Below are 17,651 nucleotides of genomic sequence, written 5' to 3' on the forward strand. Positions count from 1 at the left end.
TGAAATGGGCAATGGGCAATATGGCTATACAAGAAATGGAAATTTTAAAATAAGCAATGAAGGCATTTTGACCACATTAGATGGTTACTCTGTAATGGGCATAGATGAGAATGGCCAATTAGAGCAAATTCCAATACAAAACAATGAAGTACATATAGATAATAGAGGTTTTTTTCCAGAAGAAGAGATCTATTTACTTGTAGTCGATTTTGAAGATTATAATAATTTGCAAACTATTGGCAATGCCATTTTCACAAGTGAGGCGGAAGCATTTAACCGAGTAGATGGAGAGGTAAGACAACGTTATATAGAAGCTTCAAATGTACAAATTGCAGATGAATTGGTTAGGATGATTGAAATATCAAGAGAGTTTGAATCAAATCAAAAATTACTTCACGCTGCTGATGAGACCTTAAATAAAGCAGTAAATGAATTGGGAAGGTTATAGGTGAACCATGAATAAGATTTTGACAATTGGAAAAACAGGGCTCCATTCTAATCAAAATAAAATGGATGCTATAGCTAATGATTTGGCAAATGTCAATACGACCGGCTATAAAAAGAAGAAGGTAAGCTTTCAGGAGTTATTGTTAAATCAAATTCATCAAGAGGACGTACTTTTATCAGAAAACATGAACCCTTCAGGCATCAATGTAGGCTCTACAAGTAGGGTGAGCGGCGTAGATTTTAAACAGGGGTCTATTATAAGTGCATCTGGTGATTATCAATTGGCTATTGAAGGCAATGGTTTTTTTGGCGTAAGAGATGAAAACGGTGATTTCTTTCTGACGAGAAATGGAAATTTTCACATCAATGAAGACTTAAGTATTACGGATGATAATGGACATAGACTAGAAATAAATGTAAGTGAGCCAGTAGAAGAGTGGGAAACAGGAGATATTACCATATCTCGTAAAGGCGATATCATAAAGGATATTGACGGAGTAGCGACTACAGTAGGAAAAATCCCCCTATACTACCCAGAAGTTTTAGACTCTCTAATCTCTTTAGGAGAAGGTAAATACGTAAACCGTGAAGGTATTACTCTATACAATTCTATAGACCAAGAAGAAATGTTTGGTAGCATTGTTCAAGGGGCATTAGAGTCTTCTAATGTAGATATGAGCAAAGTTATGACAGATATGATTATAACTCAAAAAGCGTATTCTATGAGTAGCAAAGCCATTCAAACGACAGATGAGATTATGGGAATGATTAATGGTATTAAAAGATAATTCAAGGGACTAAAAAAGCGCCAAAGGCGCTTTTTTAAGCTATTACAGCAGCGTTTAAATCTTTCATTAATGCATCTACATCGATTCCGTGTGCTAGAGCACCTTCTTCGATATTTTCAAATCGTGCAGCCATACATCCAAAACAGTGCATTCCATATTTTTCATAAACCTTCACAATTTCAGGGTGGTTTTCAACAGAAGTTAAAATACCCATATCTTTAGTAATTTTCATTAAGCTCACCTCCATAAAATATATGATAATACAATAGTTAAATAATATCTATACCTTTTTGTGAAAAATTGTCGTAATTCAAACTACTGTGTTTGCTAAAAGTCGATTTATGTGTATAATAGAAGTAATAGAGTAGAATAGATAAGTGGGGTGATGTAATGGTTTGCAATAAAGCGGTACTAACAAATAAGTCTGGACTACATGCAAGACCTGCTTCTTTATTAGTCGAATTAGCCAATAAATTCAAAAGTGAGATTTTTATAAAAAAGGATAATATGACAATAAACGCCAAAAGTATTATGGGAGTAATGACTCTCGGAGCAGCTCATGGCACGGAAATAATAATAGAAGTAGATGGTTCAGATGAAGACGAAGCGTTAAAGGCAATTATTCAATTGATTGATAGCAATTTCAACGAAGAATAAAAAATTTATAAAATCTTAAATAAACGAGCTTATATAGGAATGCAAAAAAACTTTAGGTTTACCTAAGGTTTTTTTGTTTGCCTGTATATTTTTTATTTCTTATCTTTAAATTGACAAAAATTGTGCTATAATATGCAAATGAGCATCTCGTACACACAAAGGGGAACGTATACATAAAAGTGACCTTCTATAAACAAATTCGAACCTCGACCAATAAAGCGGTGGAGGTTATGTGTATAAATAAAGAGGTGCCTAAGTACTTACTATAATGGGTATGCTATAGTATCATGCAAATTTAAGGAGATAAAATATGATTAGTGAGGAAAAATTAAACAGAATAAATTATTTAGCAAAGAAAAAAAAGGAGACAGGACTGAATCTAGAAGAACAGAAGGAGCAGGACGCCCTTAGGAAAGAATATCTTGAAAATTTTAGAAAAAGTTTTAGAAAACAATTAGACGATATTGAGTTCGTAGACTAAAGCAAAACTTAGAACCATACGCTACAGCCACAAGGAAAGGAGAATATCATGTCAGATTATAAAGAATTAGAAAAATTACTAGTTAAGAGATATGACAATGCATGGAGAAGATTAGAGGGCAATGAAAAAGAAATAGTCATGGACTTTAGTGAAACGTATAAAAAGTATTTAGATACATGTAAAACCGAGAGGGAAGCTTCTCTTTACTCAGCAAGAATTGCAGAGGAGAAAGGTTTTAAATCCATTGACTACTATATTAAAAATCATAAAAGACCAGAGCCAGGAGATAAGATATATGGCTTATTTAAAGATAAGACAGTAATTTTGTTTGTTATAGGAAAGGAAAACTTTGAAAAAGGCTTAAATATCATTGGAGCGCATGTAGATGCGCCACGATTAGATTTAAAGCAAGCTCCTTTGTATGAAGATACAGAATTAGCTTTTTTCAAGACTCATTATTACGGTGGAGTAAAAAAATACCAGTGGGTTACTATACCGCTAGCATTACATGGGGTGATTATTAAGCAAGATGGAACAAAAATTACTGTAAATATTGGTGAAGATGAAAAAGATCCCGTGTTTTATATTACAGACTTATTACCACATCTTTCAAAAGAACAAAATGCAAAGAAAATTAGCGAAGCTATTACAGGTGAACAGCTAAATATTCTAGTAGGTAGCATTCCAATGGACGATGAGGATATTAAGGATAGTGTTAAACTTAATATCTTGAAATTATTAAATGAAAAATATGATATTAAAGAAGAAGACCTAGCTTCTTCAGAATTAGAAATTGTACCTGCAGCAAAAGCAAGGGATATTGGATTCGATAGAGGCTTAGTAGGAGCCTATGGGCATGATGATCGAGTATGCGCTTTTACTGCATTGGAAGCTCTTTTAGAAATGGATGCTCCTAAGAGAACTTGCGTAACAATATTAGCAGATAAAGAAGAAATTGGAAGTGTAGGTAATACGGGAATGACTTCTAATTACTTTGAAAATTTAGTAAGTGAATTGATTCATTTATCAGGAGTAGGCAAAGCGGACTTGGTCTTAAGAAGATGCCTTATGAATTCCAAATTTTTATCTGCAGATGTAAATGCAGCATTTGATCCAAACTACCCTACAACTCATGATAAGTTAAACGCTGCTTATATTGGTAAAGGTATTGTACTGACAAAATATACAGGCTCAAGAGGAAAAAGCGGAAGCAATGATGCTAGTGCAGAATTTGTTGGTGAAATCAGAAGAATCTTTAATGAGAACAATATTTGTTGGCAAATGGGAGAACTTGGAAAAGTTGATGAAGGTGGTGGTGGAACCATCGCATATATTCCAGCAAAATACGGTATGGATGTTATAGATGTAGGAGTCGCCTTACTGAGTATGCATGCTCCATATGAAATTGCTAGCAAAGCGGATATATATATGGCATATAAAGCATACAAAGCATTTTTCTACAGTAATTATGAATACTAATAGGTGACCTAGGTCACCTATTAGGGTTCGTTCTACGCTTTATGTTCTATGTTGTAAGTAATTGAGTTCCTTTCAAGCAAAAACTCTTGTTACCTTACCATAGGTGAATAAAAGATTTTTCTTATAACTTAGAACTTATATCTTAGAACTATAAAGGCGGTGTAATGATGAAAATATATGGCTTAACGGGTAGTATTGCTACAGGAAAAAGTACCGTTTCTAATATTCTTAAGGAGTATTGCAATGCCAAAATTATCGATGCAGATTTGCTTGCTCGCAAAGCTGTAGAGCTAGATAGCATTGGTTTAGAAAAAATAAAAGAAGAATTTGGGCCAAGGATTCTTTTGCCTGACGGTACTCTCGACCGGAAAAAATTAGGCGATATGGTGTTTGGCAGTAGCCATGCCATTAAAATATTAAATAATATTGTGCATCCAGAGGTAGCTAAGCTATACAATGAGGTAGCAGATCAGTATAGAACACAAGGTTATGAAGCCATTCTTTATGACTGCCCTTTGCTCATAGAAGAAAAACTTACAGATACTGTAGACAAAGTGATTTTGGTAGTTTCTAGTGAAGATGCTCAATTGGAGCGATTAATGGCACGAAACAATCTTACAGAGGATGAAGCAATAAAAAGGATTCAATCTCAAATGAATATAAAGGACAAGATTTCCTATGGGGATTACTTAATTTATAATGATGGAGATTATGATCAGTTAAAAGATGCAGTGATTTATTTATGGAGAAAAGTATTGAAAGTTGGAAAGCTGAAAGTAGAAAGAGGATAAAGGGGACGCATTTTAAATGTGTCCCCTTTATCCTCTAAACCTCTTAGTAAAATGAACACTGAACATGGAATAGTACAAATATGCCACGTTTACATTACGCCTATCATATATTGCTCATTATTCATTGTTCACTATTCATTGCAACGTAAGCTGCATATTTGGTGCGAAGGAGGGGACTTGAACCCCTACGAGAAAACTCCCACATGCCCCTCAAGCATGCGCGTCTGCCAGTTCCGCCACCCTCGCAGTAGTCAGAATCAATTACTTAAATCATTATAAAGGTTTGACAGATAAAATTCAACTCTTTTTTGAAATCTATCAAGGTGAAGCGTTTTGTTAAAAAAATATCTTTATTAATATGATTTTATTTAGTATAATAAATAACACGGGGGAGAAAAGGATGAATAAATTGTGAAAATTAATATTGTAAACTTGGCAACTTTGGATTATTCACGGACGCTAAAAATACAAGAAGAGTTAAGAGAACTTCGAGCAAGTGACAAAATAGAGGACACTCTTCTCATTGTAGAACATCCAGCAGTACTAACTTTAGGAGTAAAAGGTAAAGTCGAAAACATACTAGTTTCCGAAGAATTTCTACAAAGCAGAGGGGTAGATGTAGTTCGATTGAGTCGAGGTGGGGATGTCACCTACCATGGTCCTGGTCAAATTGTAGGATATCCTATTTTTCATTTAAAAAACTATAATAAAGACGTGCGCAAATTTGTTTGGAGAATAAAAGAAACCTTTATTAAGATGTTACGCGAAATATACAATATTGAATCCTATGGTCTCGATGGAGAACATACAGGTGTATGGATAGGCAATGATAAAATAACGGCTATCGGTATATCCATAAGTAAAATGGTAAGCATGCACGGCTTTGCCTTTAATGTAAACACAAATTTAGAGCATTTTAATTGGATTTATCCTTGCGGTTTTAAAGACCGAGGAGTAATCTCCCTAGAAAAACTAGTAGGGCATCCTATGGATATGGATGAACTAAAAGATAAGACCGTAAAATATTTTTGTGAATTATTTGAAGTAGAACCCGTTTTTATGAGCTTAAAAGATGTACTGACAACACCATAAGCAATGAAAAGCTTTACAAAAAGTATATTGCTACATTTTTGTAAAATAAAATTTTAACAAAAATATAGTAGTATACTTAATAATCTGTTATAATGGAGACATTGTATAAAATAATTGAAAGGAGTGTTTCTAAGTGAATATTAAGCATTCTACCTTTAAGGGCGGAATTCATCCACCAGGGCGCAAGGAGCTAACAAGTGGCAAAGAATTAGTAATAGCAAAAGCTCCTGAAACAGTAGTTATTCCAATGTTGATGCACTCAGGATCTCCAGCGAAACCTTTAGTAAAAAAAGGCGACCTTGTAAAAGTAGGTCAGTGCATAGGTGAACCTAAGGGATTTATCTCTGCGATGGTTCATTCAAGTGTATCTGGTGAGGTCATAGCTGTTGAGCCAAGACTTCATCCAAAAGGGCAAAAAATCGTATCTGTAGTCATCAAATCGGACATGCAAGATACTCTTTATGAAGAAGTAAAGCCAAAAGGAGATTTGGAAAGTTTATCCCCTGAGGAAATCAAGCAAATTGTGCAGGAGGCTGGTATTATTGGAATGGGTGGAGCAGCATTTCCTACACATGTAAAGCTCACCCCAAGAAAAGGAAAAACGGTAGAGCACATTATTTTAAATGGTGCAGAATGTGAACCCTATTTAACATCGGATGAGTATATTATGAACAATCATGCTGATAAAGTGGTCTTCGGACTAAGAGCTATGATGAAGTGCATGGGTGTTCAAAGAGGGTACATAGGAATTGAGGACAACAAGAAGGAAGCTATCGAGGCCATAAGTAAGGCTCTTGGTAATGACGAATCCATTGAGCTTTTTTCACTACATACGAAATACCCACAAGGTTATAAGGATCAATTAATAACAGCAATTATAGGTAAAGAAGTTCCATCTGGAGGCTCTTCGGCTGATGTTGGAGCAGTAGTTTTTAACGTGGGGACAGCAGCTGCCATTTCTGATGCGATACAAGAAGGAATGCCTCTCATAGAGAGAATCGTAACCATATCCGGCGGAGCTGTAAAAAATCCAAGTGTATTAAAAGCTAAAATTGGTGCAAATATAGCAGATTTAATTGAAAATTGCGGGGGTTTTTCAGAAGAACCTACGAAGATTATCAATGGTGGGCCAATGACTGGACTTGCTCAGTACTCTCCTGATATTCCTCTTCTCAAGGAAACGACTGGTATTTCATGTCTTACAAAGGAAGAAGCAGAGGTGCCAAATCCTCAACTATGTATTCGATGTGGAAAATGTGCTAGCATATGTCCTGTTCGATTATTGCCTTTGTATATAGCAGAATACTCTTTAAATGGAGATTATGAAAAATGTAAGAAATATCACGCATTAGATTGTATGGAATGTGGCAGTTGTTCCTACATATGCCCTTCAAAGCGAACACTGCTCTCTTCCATTCGTGTTGCAAAAAGAGAAATTATCGCAAATAGCAGAAAAGAGAAATAAGGGGGTTAAACATTGAAGGAAGATTTATTAATCGTATCATCGTCGCCTCATATCCGCGCAAATCACAGTACCTCTAGCATAATGAGAGATGTGGTCATTGCTTTAATGCCAGCACTTATAGCTGGAGTAGTGCGATTTGGAATAAGAGCAGCGATACTCACAGCCATCTGCATAGGAACTTGTCTGGTTACAGAAGCAATAATACAAAAATTAATGAAAAAAGAAATTACTATTAATGACTACAGCGCAGTAGTAACTGGTATACTGTTAGCATTTAACTTGCCTGTTAGCGCATCTTGGTGGTTGGCTGTAATCGGTTCTGCATTTGCCATTGCCATCGTCAAACAATGTTTTGGAGGAATCGGTCAAAACTTTATGAATCCAGCTCTTGGAGCAAGAGCGATGCTTGTAGCATCTTGGCCTTCAAGGATGACTTCTTCTGCTTTTGTAGATGCTACAACTTCAGCAACTCCTTTAGAACTTGTAAAAAGCGGAGTTACAGAAGGATTACCAAGTTATATGGATCTGCTAATAGGTAATGTAGCCGGATGTATTGGAGAAGTATCTGCCTTAGCTTTACTTATTGGAGGACTGTATCTGCTTTACAGAAGAGTTATTACTTGGCATATTCCAGTAGTATTTATGGGAACTGTATTTGTACTTGCATTCATTTTTGGCGAAAACCCAATGTATCACCTTCTAAGTGGAGGTTTGTTCTTAGGTGCTTTCTTTATGGCTACAGACTATGCTTCATGTCCTCCAACAAAAAAAGCCCAAATTATTTATGCTTTTGGATGCGGGTTATTGACAACCGTCATAAGACTATGGGGAGGTTACCCAGAAGGGGTGTCCTATGCAATTCTTCTTATGAATGTATGTGCACCATTAATTGAGCGATTTACCATACCTAGAATTTACGGGGAGGTGAAGGGTTGATGAAAGAGATTATTAATTTAGCTCTTAAACTTTTTGTTATTACTGCAGTTGCAGCTTTAGCCTTAGCGTTCACGAATTCGATTACAGGAGAAAGAATCGCAGAACAAATCGAAATGGAAAATAAATTAGCTCGTGAAGAGGTCATATCGCCTTCTGACTACTTTGAACAGGTTGAACAGCAAACGATTATTGATCATGAAAAGAAATTAGGTTTTAATAACCTCGAAATCATCTCTGAAGTGTACAAAGATATTGTAGGGGATGAGATAATAGGTTATACGTTTAAAGTCTTACCAAAAGGCTATGGTGGTGAAATGAATATATTAGTAGGGATTTCAATAGAGGGCGAGATTACAGGACTTAAGGTAGTTGGACACAGTGAAACTCCTGGATTAGGGGCAAAGGCTACAGAAAAATCCTTCCAAGATCAATTTGCAGGAATGTCTACAAGTACCCCACTTACTGTAATCAAATCAGGTACTGCTGGTGATAGTGAGGTTCAAGCTATTACGGGATCTACTATTACTACACAAGCTGTTACGGATGGGGTAAACGCTGCTCTTGAAGTATTTAATGAAATGAATAAATAGGGGGGAGGTATAAGTTATGAATTTTATTAAAAATCTCTGGAGAGGTATTATTCCAGAAAACCCAATTTTTCGATTGGTTTTGGGAATGTGTCCTACACTGGCAGTAACCACTGCTGCGGTTAATGGCTTGGGAATGGGCCTTGCCACAATGGCCGTATTAATTGGCTCGAATGTAGTAGTTTCACTACTTCGAAATTTCATACCAAATAAGGTAAGAATACCAGCTTACGTAGTAATTATAGCATCCTTTACAACTATTGTGGGATTGCTTTTAAAGGCTTTTGTGCCTGTTTTAGACAGGGCATTAGGTCTTTTTATTCCTCTTATCGTCGTAAACTGTACTATTTTAGCGAGAGCAGAATCTTTTGCTTCTAAAAACGGTATTTTAGATTCTTTAGCTGATGCGGTAGGTATGGGCATTGGATTTACTTTATCACTAACTCTATTAGGTAGTGTCAGAGAAATATTAGGTGCGGGTAGCATGTTTGGATTTTCGCTGTTTGGTGCTAGTTATGAACCAGCTTTGATTATGATTTTACCTCCAGGTGCGTTCCTTGCTCTAGGACTTCTCATGGGACTACTAAACAAGTTGACGGATAGAAAAAAGGAAAGGAGCAGTGTAAATGACTGAGTTACTGATTATCCTATTAAGTGCTATATTAGTAAATAATTTTATATTAGTAAAATTTTTAGGTATCTGCCCTTTTCTAGGAGTATCTAAACAAGTAGAAACCGCTGCAGGCATGGGAGCAGCAGTTACCTTTGTTATGGCACTTGCCTCTGCAGTTACATACGTTATACAGTATACGATATTAGAACCCTTTAACTTGCAGTATTTGCAGACAATAGCTTTTATTTTAGTCATTGCATCTTTAGTGCAATTTGTAGAAATGGTTATTCAAAAGGTAAGCCCTACTTTGTATGATGCTTTAGGTGTATATCTTCCTCTTATTACGACAAACTGTGCTGTACTAGGGGTAGCCATTTTAAATATCGATGCAAAGTATAACTTTATTCAAACTATTTTTAATGGCGTGGGAGCAGCACTCGGTTTTACTTTAGCTATTGTGCTATTTGCAGGAATTAGAGAGAGATTAGAAATCGCTCCTATTCCTAAACCATTACAAGGTTTTCCTATTGCATTGATTACTGCCTGCTTAATGTCTATAGCGTTTTTAGGCTTTTCAGGATTACTATAGGAGGTGATAAGGCTTGATAAGTGAATTAATTGTTCCTGTTCTTTGGTTAGGAGGAATGGCCATAGTTTTTGGAGCCATCTTGGGATATGCATCAAAGGTGTTTGCAGTAGAAAAAGATCCTAAAGTACCAATGATTTTAGATGTATTACCTGGTGCAAACTGTGGTGGTTGTGGATTTCCAGGCTGTGAAGCCTATGCAGTGTCTGTTGCTGCAGGAAGTGCAAAAGTCGATAGTTGCCCAGTTGGAGGGGCGAGTGTCGCTGAAAAAATTGGTGAAATTATGGGCGTAGATGCCGGTGGTTCAGAAAGAATGATTGCCCGGGTAATTTGCCAAGGTACATCTTCTAATTGCTCTAATAAGTTTGAGTATTATGGAATAAAAGATTGCAAGGAAGCGGTCATTGCTTTGGGCGGTCAAAAAAGCTGTAATTATGGCTGTTTAGGATTTGGAACTTGTGAGAGAGTCTGTCCTTTTGATGCCATTCATGTAACAGAAGACGGAATCGCAAGAGTAGACCCTGATAAGTGTACAGCTTGCGGAAAATGTATAGAAGCCTGCCCTAAACTAGTTATTGATTTAGTGCCAGCGTCTAAGAGCGTTCACGTAGATTGCAACTCAAAAGATAAGGGTAAAGAAGTAAAATCAAATTGTAAAGTTGGTTGTATTGGTTGTAAAGCTTGCGTAAAAAATTGTCCTGAAGAGACCATTGGTTTTGAAGACAATTTAGCCAAAATCCACTACGACAAATGCACAGAATGCATGATCTGCGTAGAAAAATGTCCAACAAATGCAATCACAGCAGAAATGATTCAAACGAAACAAAAAGTATCGTAATGAGCCTGCGACGCATTGGTTCTACGTTTTAAGTTCTACGCAAACCCAAAAAGCCACCTTCGGTGGCTTTTTGGGTTTGCTAACCATCTTGCATAAATTCCGCCTTCTCCTATCCTAGTTTTTCTCATCTAACCATCTAACATTTTCCACAAAGGTTGATTTTGAAATCATACGTAATTTTCTTTACTTATTTAGAAAATTTTAATATACTGTATAATATCATTTAGTAAAACTGTTTATTTGGAAGGGGCCTAAGTGTATATGAGGAATAGTAAGGGGATTTTACTATTAATTGTGCTTGCTTCCTTGTTTGCTGGGCAGTTGGCAGGAGAATTTCTTTCTGATTACATAAGTATTTTCGGGAAAACTGTTAATATTAGCATTTTAAGTGGTGGCGCTCCATGGGTATTAGATTTAAGTTTTGCTACGTTGACTTTTGGTTTAGTCATTAATATTAATTTAGGTAGCATTGTATTTTTAATACTTGCTTTAGCCATTTACTACCGAAATTAATAACAGAGAGGATAAAATTGTGAGTAGAATTATTTTAGCATCTGGATCTTCAAGAAGAAAAGAGATATTAGAAAATTTAAACTTAAAATTTGATATTATAGTCAGCGATATCGAAGAAAAAATAGACAAACAATTATCCAATGAGGAAAATGTAGAAGGAATTGCTTTAGGAAAAGCATTAGATGTAGCTGAAAAGACAAATGGCACCCCTAGAATTATTATTGCAGCGGACACTATGGTAGTCTCTGATGACATATTAATAGGCAAGCCTACTAACGATCAAGAAGCCTTTTGTATTTTAAAATCGTTGTCTGGTAAACAGCATGAAGTGATTACAGGAATATGTGTTTTTAGTACAGAAAAAAATAGAAAAATCGTGAGTCATAGAAATACCAAAATAAAATTTGCTAGCCTTAGTAATGAAGTCATTTGGAGATACATTGAAACGGGAGAAGGACGAGATAAGGCAGGAGCCTATGCCATTCAAGGTTTAGGGTCTCTATTTGTAGATACGATAGAGGGCTGCTATACGAATGTAGTAGGATTGCCAATTACATTGCTTTGTGATATGCTAGCAGAATTTGATGTTCATATTCTATAAGAAGCTTAAATGAGAAAGTCGGTCTATTATAGATAGAGTTAACAAGTATAATAGATCTAGAAAGGTGGAAGTTAATTGGGTATATTTAATAATGGATACGTGGGCATTGACTTAGGTACAGCAAATATTTTAGTCGCTATAAAAGGACAAGGTATTATTGTAAGAGAGCCTTCTGTTGTGGCCATAAACTTAGATACAAAAGAACCTATTGCCGTTGGAAATGAGGCAAAGGAGATGATAGGCAGAACACCAGGTAATATTGTGGCTATTAGGCCTTTAAAAGATGGGGTTATTGCAGACTTTAGGTCAACGCAAATTATGTTAAAATATTTTATCGATAAAGCGATTAAGCTCTCAAAGTTTAGAAGACCGAGGGTTTTAATTGGGGTTCCATCAGATATTACAGAAGTAGAGCGTAAAGCGGTCATTGAAGCCGCTCAGATGTCAGGAGCTAGTCAAATAGGTATTATTGAAGAAGCTCTTGCCACAGCAATTGGCGCAGGTTTGCCAGTTGCTGAAGCTACAGGAAGTATGGTCATTGATATTGGTGGAGGTACTACAGATATTGCGGTAATCTCATTAGGTGGTCTTGTTATCAGCAATTCCAAGAGAGTTGGTGGAGATGATTTCGATGCGTCTATTATTCAATATATTAGGAATAAATACAACTTATCCATTGGAGAAAGAACAGCAGAAAACATAAAGATGACTATAGGATGTGCAATAAAAGACCTATACGATGAAGAGATGAATATTAAAGGACGAGATTTACTATCTGGCTTGCCAAAGACATTAGCTGTTACTACACAAGATATTTATAATGCTATTGAAAATCCGATACAGACGATTGTAGAATCTGTAAAAAGCGTATTAGAAAAGACGCCGCCAGAGTTAGCATCAGATGTTATGGAACGAGGAATTGTCATGACTGGTGGAGGTGCTTTGTTAAAGGGGCTTAATCATCTAGTAGAAAAGGAAACAGGTATTAGATGTAGTATTGCAGATGATCCGCTAGACTGTGTGGCAAAAGGTACGGTAATGGTATTAGAGCAGGGATACAATAATGAAATATTTAATGCAAAATAATTTTTGGAGGTAATTTTGTAATTGAAATGGTTTAAAGAACATCGTGTAGCCATAAATATTGTCATAATGGTTTTATTTCTGTTCGTGTGTATTGGAACGACATCTCAGGGTAGAGCATATACTACCGCTCCTGAGGGCATAATACGGAATACCACATCACCTGTAGAAAGAGTACTGTACTTATCGTCACAATACGTTAAAAACCTATATGATTTTGTCGTTGATTTGCCGTTTCTTAAAGCCAAAAATGAACAGTTGGAAAAAGAGTTAAATGAAGCTGAAATTAAATTAGCGAATTACGATAAATTGACTCAAGAAAATGAAGAGCTATTGAAATTGTTGGATTTTACAAAAGAAAATAGTCAATATCAGTATATATCTGCATCTGTTGTCAGTGTTGATCCTTATAGAGGTTTTAGTTTGGTAGTAATCAATAAGGGCAGCAATGAAGGAGTCAAAAAGGATATGACGGTCATTTTAAGTGAAGGTCTTGTAGGGAGAGTAAAAGAAGTCTCTAATGGAACGAGCAAAGTTTTGACCATAATAGATAGTACAAGTATGTTTAATGGTATAAGCGTAAAAAGCAAAGACTATATTCGGATCACTGGTAAAGATGATCAATCTATGCTGAAGGGATATGCTGATCCTGAAGCAAAAATAAAGAAGGGTGACATTATCGTAACTTCAGGTCTAGCCGGTGTATTTGAAAAAAATATTGTCGTAGGAAAAGTAAAAGAGATCAAGGCAGATGCTGGAAGGTTAGAAAAAATTCTCACCATTGAGCCGTCAATAGATATTGAAAAGATCGATAAGGTATTACTCATTAAACGGTAGAATAAGGTGATAGTTTGAATATTGTCAAATTAAGTATAATATTATTGATGGAGCTCATATTACAAAGTACTGTCTTTCAATTTTTTAATTTAAGCGGCAGATATCCAGATCTTTTATTAATTAGTTTAATATGCTTTTCCATACTTTTAGGAAGAAAGCAGTCCTATACTCTTGGGTTCATTATAGGTTTACTAGCAGATATTTTATATGGTGATTTTATTGGATTATATGCTTTGAGTTTTCTCTTGACGGCATTTATTACTAGCGTAATAAGCGAAAATATGTTTAAAGATAGTTTATTAGCTCCTATTAGTGTTTTTCCGATAGGAGTTATTATCAATCATGGTTCGAGAGTTTTAATCTTGTATTTAATAGGAAATCACATCTCCATTGTCAATTACTTGAAGTTTTTTAATCTTACCTATTGGGTAATAAATTTTATGGCCTTGTTTTTGATTTATCCATTGTCATTAAGATGGGTTCGAAACAATCATCAAAGTCGCAAATAAGGAGCTAATTTTAAACAAATGATAGTTAATAAGAATAAATATAGATTTATTTTTTTATTCGTATTTTTAATTTTGTTAATCACAATATTTCTTTCTCGCCTTGCTTACTTGCAAATCATCAATGGTGATCAGTACGCACAGATGGCTGAAAATAAAATGGTACAAAAAATTACGGAAACAGCTCCTAGGGGGTCTATTGTTACAGGAGATGGTTATGAAATAGCTAAAAGCAAGGTTGGTTATTCAGTAGAGCTCATCTACAGCAATATCGAAGATGGACAGGAAAATCAAGTGCTTTTACAACTGTATAATTTACTTGAAAAGAACGAGGAAGTGTTTGAAGATAATTTTCCCCTATTGATTGAAAAGGGATCTATATTTTTTGCTTATGAAAAAGAAGAAAAAGAGTGGAAAGAAGAACACGAGATTCCTCGAAATGCTACAGCAGAAGAAACACTAACCATACTTAGAGACAAATACAATGTAAAAGATGAAATCAGTAATGAAGTCGCCTTAGAAGCTATTGAAAAAGTTCATATGAATGCAAACTTACCCCTTTCTATTAAAGATGGGGATATTATATTTAGCTATGAAACAAGAGAACTTCAGTGGAAAAAAGATTTTGGCTTTAAGAAAGAAGAATATGACTATAGTGCGCAGAAATCTCTTCAAAAGCTTCGGAAAATGTATGAAATAGATGATACGTTATCCAATGAAGATGCTAGAAAAATTTTAGTGTTTCGCCAGATGGTAAGGGCACAGGGATTTCGGTCTTGGGAGCCTATTCAAGTAGCTCGAAATATCAAACTAGAAACAGTGTTTGAAATTGATTCAAGAGTACATGAATTGTCAGGAATCAGTGTGGCTTCTAATCCTGTGAGGGAATATCCTTTTCAAAATTTGGCTTCTCATGTCTTAGGGTATATTGGGAAAGTTAGTGAGAAAGATGTTGAAGATGGAAGCTATAAGATGAGAGATCTTAAGGGGATTAGTGGGATTGAATCTTCCTTTGAAGAATATCTAAAAGGACAAGACGGTCAACGGTTTGCCGTTACAGATTATAAAGGTATTGCGCAAAATGACCCAACAAAAGAGGTCCAAGACCCTATTGGTGGAGATAATGTATATTTAACTTTAGATTATGATCTACAAAAAGTAACGGAAGAATCTTTAGCAAATCAGATTAAAAAAATTCAAAGGACAAATGCACCTAATGCAAAATCTGGAGCAGCAGTAGTCTTAAGTGTAAAGACAGGCGCAGTACTAGCTTTGGCTAGTTATCCTGATTACAATCCTAATTTATTTACCAATGGAATCAGCTCTGAAGATTGGAATGAATTAAACGTACTAGTAGATGACCCATTGTACCCAAAACCCCTTTACAATAATGCCACATTATCAGCACTACAACCAGGTTCTGTGTTTAAACCTCTAATGGCTGCTGCAGCTTTACAAGAAGGGGTCATTACAAAGCATTCAACAATATACTGCGGAAGGGTTTATGGGAGATTCCCTCAATTTACATGCTTAGGGGCCCATGGCGCAGAGAATGTACGAGAAGCCATAAGAGATTCTTGTAATATCTTCTTTTATGAAGCAGGATATCGACTAGGTGTAGACAATATTGAAAAATATGCGAAAGAATTTGGAATAGGTCAAAGAACAGGTTTGGAAATATCCGAGTCTTCCGGCTATTTAGCGACAAAAGCTGACAAAGTACAAATTCGAACGTATTCTACATCAGATTATATTCGAAGAACTGTGGGGATCAAGGGAAATGCTATTATTACAAATGAGGATGGAACAGAGCAAGCTGTATATAAGTCTTACGCAATTGCAAAAGAATTGTATAGTCAAATAACGCCTGATAAATACGAATACAACTCGATCTCTCAATTATATAATCGTATTTTTGAAGAAGTTACTGCGATTATGGCCAAGTACAATGTAAAAGATAATGTGTATTTGCAAAAAATCACGCAGCAAATTATGGATTCAAGATGGGTAACAACAGATACGATTAATGCGTCCATTGGTCAAGGTGGGAATTCCACTACGCCAATCCAAATGGCAAATTTTTTAAGTAGTTTAGTAAATGGGGGCATTCGCAGAGAGCCTTATTTAGTAGAGAAAGCTGTAAATAGCGATGGAAAAGTTACGTATCAACATAAGGAAAAAATAACAAATAAAATCAATGTAGATGAAGAGTATATTAAAGAAATAAAAAAAGGTATGAAGGATGTAATGACACAAGGGAGTGGTCGATCCGCTTTTTTAGGTTTTGATCACAATGGTATAGGAGTAGGGGGTAAAACGGGTACAGCTCAATACGGCTCAGATAAGATAGATAATACTGGGTGGTTTATGGCATTCGCCCCTTATGACGATCCTGAAATAGTTGTAGTAACCATGATTATTCAGGGAGATACAAGTATTAACTCTGTCCCAGTAGCAAGAGACATAATAGATGCCTATTTTTATAATAATTATACTTTTGAAGAAGCACAAGAAATGAAAAAAAAGGAAGAAGAGTCTAAAAAAGAAAACGGTGAAGTAGAAAAAAAGGAAGTAGATGATGAGGAAAAAACCGAAGAAGACGAGCAAGAATAGGATAAATAAATGTTAGATCTAAAGTGGAAAGTGTGCGTTTATTACAGCTTTCCACTTATTTAGTCGTTTTCTCATAAAAAATTAATTAAAAATAGAAAAGAGTTGACAAACTTTGAGATAGTGCTATAATAGATATTACACTCAAGGAACACAAATATTATCGCGGGGTGGAGCAGTTGGCAGCTCGTCGGGCTCATAACCCGGAGGTCGCAGGTTCGAGTCCTGTCCCCGCAACCATTTTATAAGACACGAATCAGAGATGATTTCGTGTTTTTTTTATAAAGGTGATCTATCTAGGTTGCAGGCTTGTAGCTCCTTATAGTTGCTGCAAATCTCGCCAACCCTGTACCGTTTGATTTGGCAAGACAAATTAGGTATTACTCCCATGTGGTTAGGCACAAACGCTAAAACCTTTAAAGTAGAAAGCTAAAAGCGAAACTCGCCGTAGGCCAGAGTCTAAAACATATCGTTCAACAACTGTTCAAAAAAGAGGTGCAACATGGAAAAATGGACCCGTGCAGAGAAAATGGAAATCCTTAAAGGTATTGAAGCGTTTAGTGAAGCCAAATGTGAAACGTTGGATACCCTTGCAGATTGTTTTAGTGTCCGTTGGTATAAGAGGGGTGAACACGTTTGCAAGGATAAGGAAGAGTGTTCTAGTTTATACATTGTAAAAAGTGGTTTGGTCTCTCTTTATAAGATGAGTTCTCAAGGTGAGAAAAAAGTGATTTTTATTTT

At 35.7% G+C, this 17,651-nt stretch carries 21 protein-coding genes and 2 tRNA genes; 21 read left to right on the forward strand and 2 right to left on the reverse strand.

The window, feature by feature from the left end:
• Positions 1–448: flagellar basal body rod C-terminal domain-containing protein (locus Q7P22_RS11490; protein ID WP_303864290.1), on the forward strand; the 448-nt coding region annotated here is incomplete at its 5' end.
• Between the two features lie 7 nt (positions 449–455).
• Positions 456–1,235 (forward strand): flagellar hook-basal body protein, encoded by a 780-nt coding sequence (locus Q7P22_RS11495; RefSeq protein ID WP_303864292.1) that lies wholly within the window; start codon positions 456–458, stop codon positions 1,233–1,235.
• Positions 1,236–1,269: 34 nt separating this feature from the next.
• Here the strand turns inward: Q7P22_RS11495 and Q7P22_RS11500 are convergent, their stop codons facing one another.
• The gene (locus Q7P22_RS11500; RefSeq protein WP_113919292.1) at positions 1,270–1,467 is read right to left on the reverse strand and encodes a DUF1858 domain-containing protein; all 198 of its coding nucleotides are present in this window, start codon (positions 1,465–1,467) and stop codon (positions 1,270–1,272) included.
• A 158-nt stretch (positions 1,468–1,625) separates the two neighbouring features.
• Between Q7P22_RS11500 and Q7P22_RS11505 the strand changes: the two genes are divergently transcribed.
• The 4 genes from Q7P22_RS11505 (at position 1,626) to coaE (ending at position 4,643) form a co-directional block, all read left to right on the forward strand.
• Complete coding sequence (locus Q7P22_RS11505) at positions 1,626–1,892, forward strand: HPr family phosphocarrier protein (protein ID WP_303864294.1); 267 nt, start codon at positions 1,626–1,628, stop codon at positions 1,890–1,892.
• Positions 1,893–2,202: 310 nt separating this feature from the next.
• Complete coding sequence (locus Q7P22_RS11510; RefSeq protein WP_303864296.1) at positions 2,203–2,373, forward strand: DUF896 domain-containing protein; 171 nt, start codon at positions 2,203–2,205, stop codon at positions 2,371–2,373.
• Positions 2,374–2,421: 48 nt separating this feature from the next.
• Positions 2,422–3,852: an aminopeptidase gene (locus tag Q7P22_RS11515; protein ID WP_303864297.1), complete on the forward strand. Its 1,431-nt coding sequence runs from the start codon at positions 2,422–2,424 to the stop codon at positions 3,850–3,852.
• A gap of 164 nt (positions 3,853–4,016) precedes the next feature.
• Complete coding sequence (coaE, locus tag Q7P22_RS11520) at positions 4,017–4,643, forward strand: dephospho-CoA kinase (protein ID WP_303864299.1); 627 nt, start codon at positions 4,017–4,019, stop codon at positions 4,641–4,643.
• A gap of 159 nt (positions 4,644–4,802) precedes the next feature.
• On the opposite strand, the gene Q7P22_RS11525 is transcribed toward coaE, so the two are convergent.
• Positions 4,803–4,889: transfer RNA gene (locus Q7P22_RS11525), tRNA-Leu, on the reverse strand.
• A 165-nt stretch (positions 4,890–5,054) separates the two neighbouring features.
• Here Q7P22_RS11525 and lipB point away from each other — a divergent pair.
• The 15 genes from lipB to Q7P22_RS11600 all read left to right on the forward strand — a co-directional run.
• The gene (gene lipB, locus Q7P22_RS11530) at positions 5,055–5,735 is read left to right on the forward strand and encodes a lipoyl(octanoyl) transferase LipB (protein WP_303864301.1); all 681 of its coding nucleotides are present in this window, start codon (positions 5,055–5,057) and stop codon (positions 5,733–5,735) included.
• A 133-nt stretch (positions 5,736–5,868) separates the two neighbouring features.
• Complete coding sequence (gene rsxC / locus Q7P22_RS11535) at positions 5,869–7,200, forward strand: electron transport complex subunit RsxC (RefSeq protein WP_369695531.1); 1,332 nt, start codon at positions 5,869–5,871, stop codon at positions 7,198–7,200.
• A gap of 12 nt (positions 7,201–7,212) precedes the next feature.
• Complete coding sequence (locus Q7P22_RS11540; protein WP_113919285.1) at positions 7,213–8,136, forward strand: RnfABCDGE type electron transport complex subunit D; 924 nt, start codon at positions 7,213–7,215, stop codon at positions 8,134–8,136.
• Positions 8,136–8,726, forward strand: a complete 591-nt coding sequence (locus Q7P22_RS11545) for an RnfABCDGE type electron transport complex subunit G (protein ID WP_113919284.1) — start codon at positions 8,136–8,138, stop codon at positions 8,724–8,726. The genes Q7P22_RS11540 and Q7P22_RS11545 overlap by 1 nt, the downstream gene beginning before the upstream one ends.
• A gap of 16 nt (positions 8,727–8,742) precedes the next feature.
• On the forward strand, positions 8,743–9,357 hold the full coding sequence (gene rsxE, locus Q7P22_RS11550; RefSeq protein WP_113919283.1) for an electron transport complex subunit RsxE: 615 nt from the start codon (positions 8,743–8,745) through the stop codon (positions 9,355–9,357).
• Positions 9,350–9,925, forward strand: a complete 576-nt coding sequence (gene rsxA / locus Q7P22_RS11555; RefSeq protein WP_303864305.1) for an electron transport complex subunit RsxA — start codon at positions 9,350–9,352, stop codon at positions 9,923–9,925. Before rsxE ends, rsxA begins: the two co-directional genes overlap by 8 nt.
• 13 nt (positions 9,926–9,938) lie before the next feature.
• Positions 9,939–10,760, forward strand: coding sequence for an RnfABCDGE type electron transport complex subunit B (rnfB, locus tag Q7P22_RS11560; protein ID WP_303864307.1), 822 nt, complete (start codon positions 9,939–9,941; stop codon positions 10,758–10,760).
• Positions 10,761–11,021: 261 nt separating this feature from the next.
• A complete protein-coding gene (locus Q7P22_RS11565; RefSeq protein ID WP_303864309.1) occupies positions 11,022–11,273 on the forward strand; it encodes a DUF4321 domain-containing protein in 252 nt (83 codons plus the stop codon).
• Between the two features lie 19 nt (positions 11,274–11,292).
• Positions 11,293–11,874: a nucleoside triphosphate pyrophosphatase gene (locus Q7P22_RS11570; RefSeq protein ID WP_303864311.1), complete on the forward strand. Its 582-nt coding sequence runs from the start codon at positions 11,293–11,295 to the stop codon at positions 11,872–11,874.
• 75 nt (positions 11,875–11,949) lie between these two features.
• On the forward strand, positions 11,950–12,960 hold the full coding sequence (locus Q7P22_RS11575) for a rod shape-determining protein (protein WP_303864313.1): 1,011 nt from the start codon (positions 11,950–11,952) through the stop codon (positions 12,958–12,960).
• 21 nt (positions 12,961–12,981) lie between these two features.
• On the forward strand, positions 12,982–13,794 hold the full coding sequence (gene mreC, locus Q7P22_RS11580; RefSeq protein ID WP_303864315.1) for a rod shape-determining protein MreC: 813 nt from the start codon (positions 12,982–12,984) through the stop codon (positions 13,792–13,794).
• Positions 13,795–13,808: 14 nt separating this feature from the next.
• Positions 13,809–14,303 carry a rod shape-determining protein MreD gene (mreD, locus tag Q7P22_RS11585; protein ID WP_303864317.1) on the forward strand — a complete coding sequence of 165 codons (495 nt, stop codon included), beginning with the start codon at positions 13,809–13,811 and terminating at the stop codon, positions 14,301–14,303.
• Between the two features lie 18 nt (positions 14,304–14,321).
• Positions 14,322–16,913: a penicillin-binding transpeptidase domain-containing protein gene (locus Q7P22_RS11590; protein ID WP_303864319.1), complete on the forward strand. Its 2,592-nt coding sequence runs from the start codon at positions 14,322–14,324 to the stop codon at positions 16,911–16,913.
• Between the two features lie 161 nt (positions 16,914–17,074).
• Positions 17,075–17,150 (forward strand) — tRNA-Met (locus tag Q7P22_RS11595).
• A 262-nt stretch (positions 17,151–17,412) separates the two neighbouring features.
• The coding region (locus Q7P22_RS11600) for a cyclic nucleotide-binding domain-containing protein (protein ID WP_303864321.1) at positions 17,413–17,651 on the forward strand (239 nt) is incomplete at its 3' end.

Origin of the sequence: Alkalibaculum bacchi (assembly GCF_937875145.1) — a bacterium.
Lineage (GTDB): Bacteria > Bacillota > Clostridia > Eubacteriales > Alkalibacteraceae > Alkalibaculum > Alkalibaculum bacchi_A.

Bases quoted from the DNA above. Each gene is read 5' to 3' on its own strand.
- Q7P22_RS11495 (WP_303864292.1), top strand. From the start codon at position 456: ATGAATAAGATTTTGACAATTGGAAAAACAGGGCTCCATTCTAATCAA.
- Q7P22_RS11500 (WP_113919292.1), bottom strand. From the start codon at position 1,467: ATGAAAATTACTAAAGATATGGGTATTTTAACTTCTGTTGAAAACCAC.
- Q7P22_RS11505 (WP_303864294.1), top strand. From the start codon at position 1,626: ATGGTTTGCAATAAAGCGGTACTAACAAATAAGTCTGGACTACATGCA.
- Q7P22_RS11510 (WP_303864296.1), top strand. From the start codon at position 2,203: ATGATTAGTGAGGAAAAATTAAACAGAATAAATTATTTAGCAAAGAAA.
- Q7P22_RS11515 (WP_303864297.1), top strand. From the start codon at position 2,422: ATGTCAGATTATAAAGAATTAGAAAAATTACTAGTTAAGAGATATGAC.
- coaE (WP_303864299.1), top strand. From the start codon at position 4,017: ATGATGAAAATATATGGCTTAACGGGTAGTATTGCTACAGGAAAAAGT.
- Q7P22_RS11545 (WP_113919284.1), top strand. From the start codon at position 8,136: ATGAAAGAGATTATTAATTTAGCTCTTAAACTTTTTGTTATTACTGCA.
- rsxE (WP_113919283.1), top strand. From the start codon at position 8,743: ATGAATTTTATTAAAAATCTCTGGAGAGGTATTATTCCAGAAAACCCA.
- rsxA (WP_303864305.1), top strand. From the start codon at position 9,350: ATGACTGAGTTACTGATTATCCTATTAAGTGCTATATTAGTAAATAAT.
- Q7P22_RS11565 (WP_303864309.1), top strand. From the start codon at position 11,022: ATGAGGAATAGTAAGGGGATTTTACTATTAATTGTGCTTGCTTCCTTG.
- Q7P22_RS11590 (WP_303864319.1), top strand. From the start codon at position 14,322: ATGATAGTTAATAAGAATAAATATAGATTTATTTTTTTATTCGTATTT.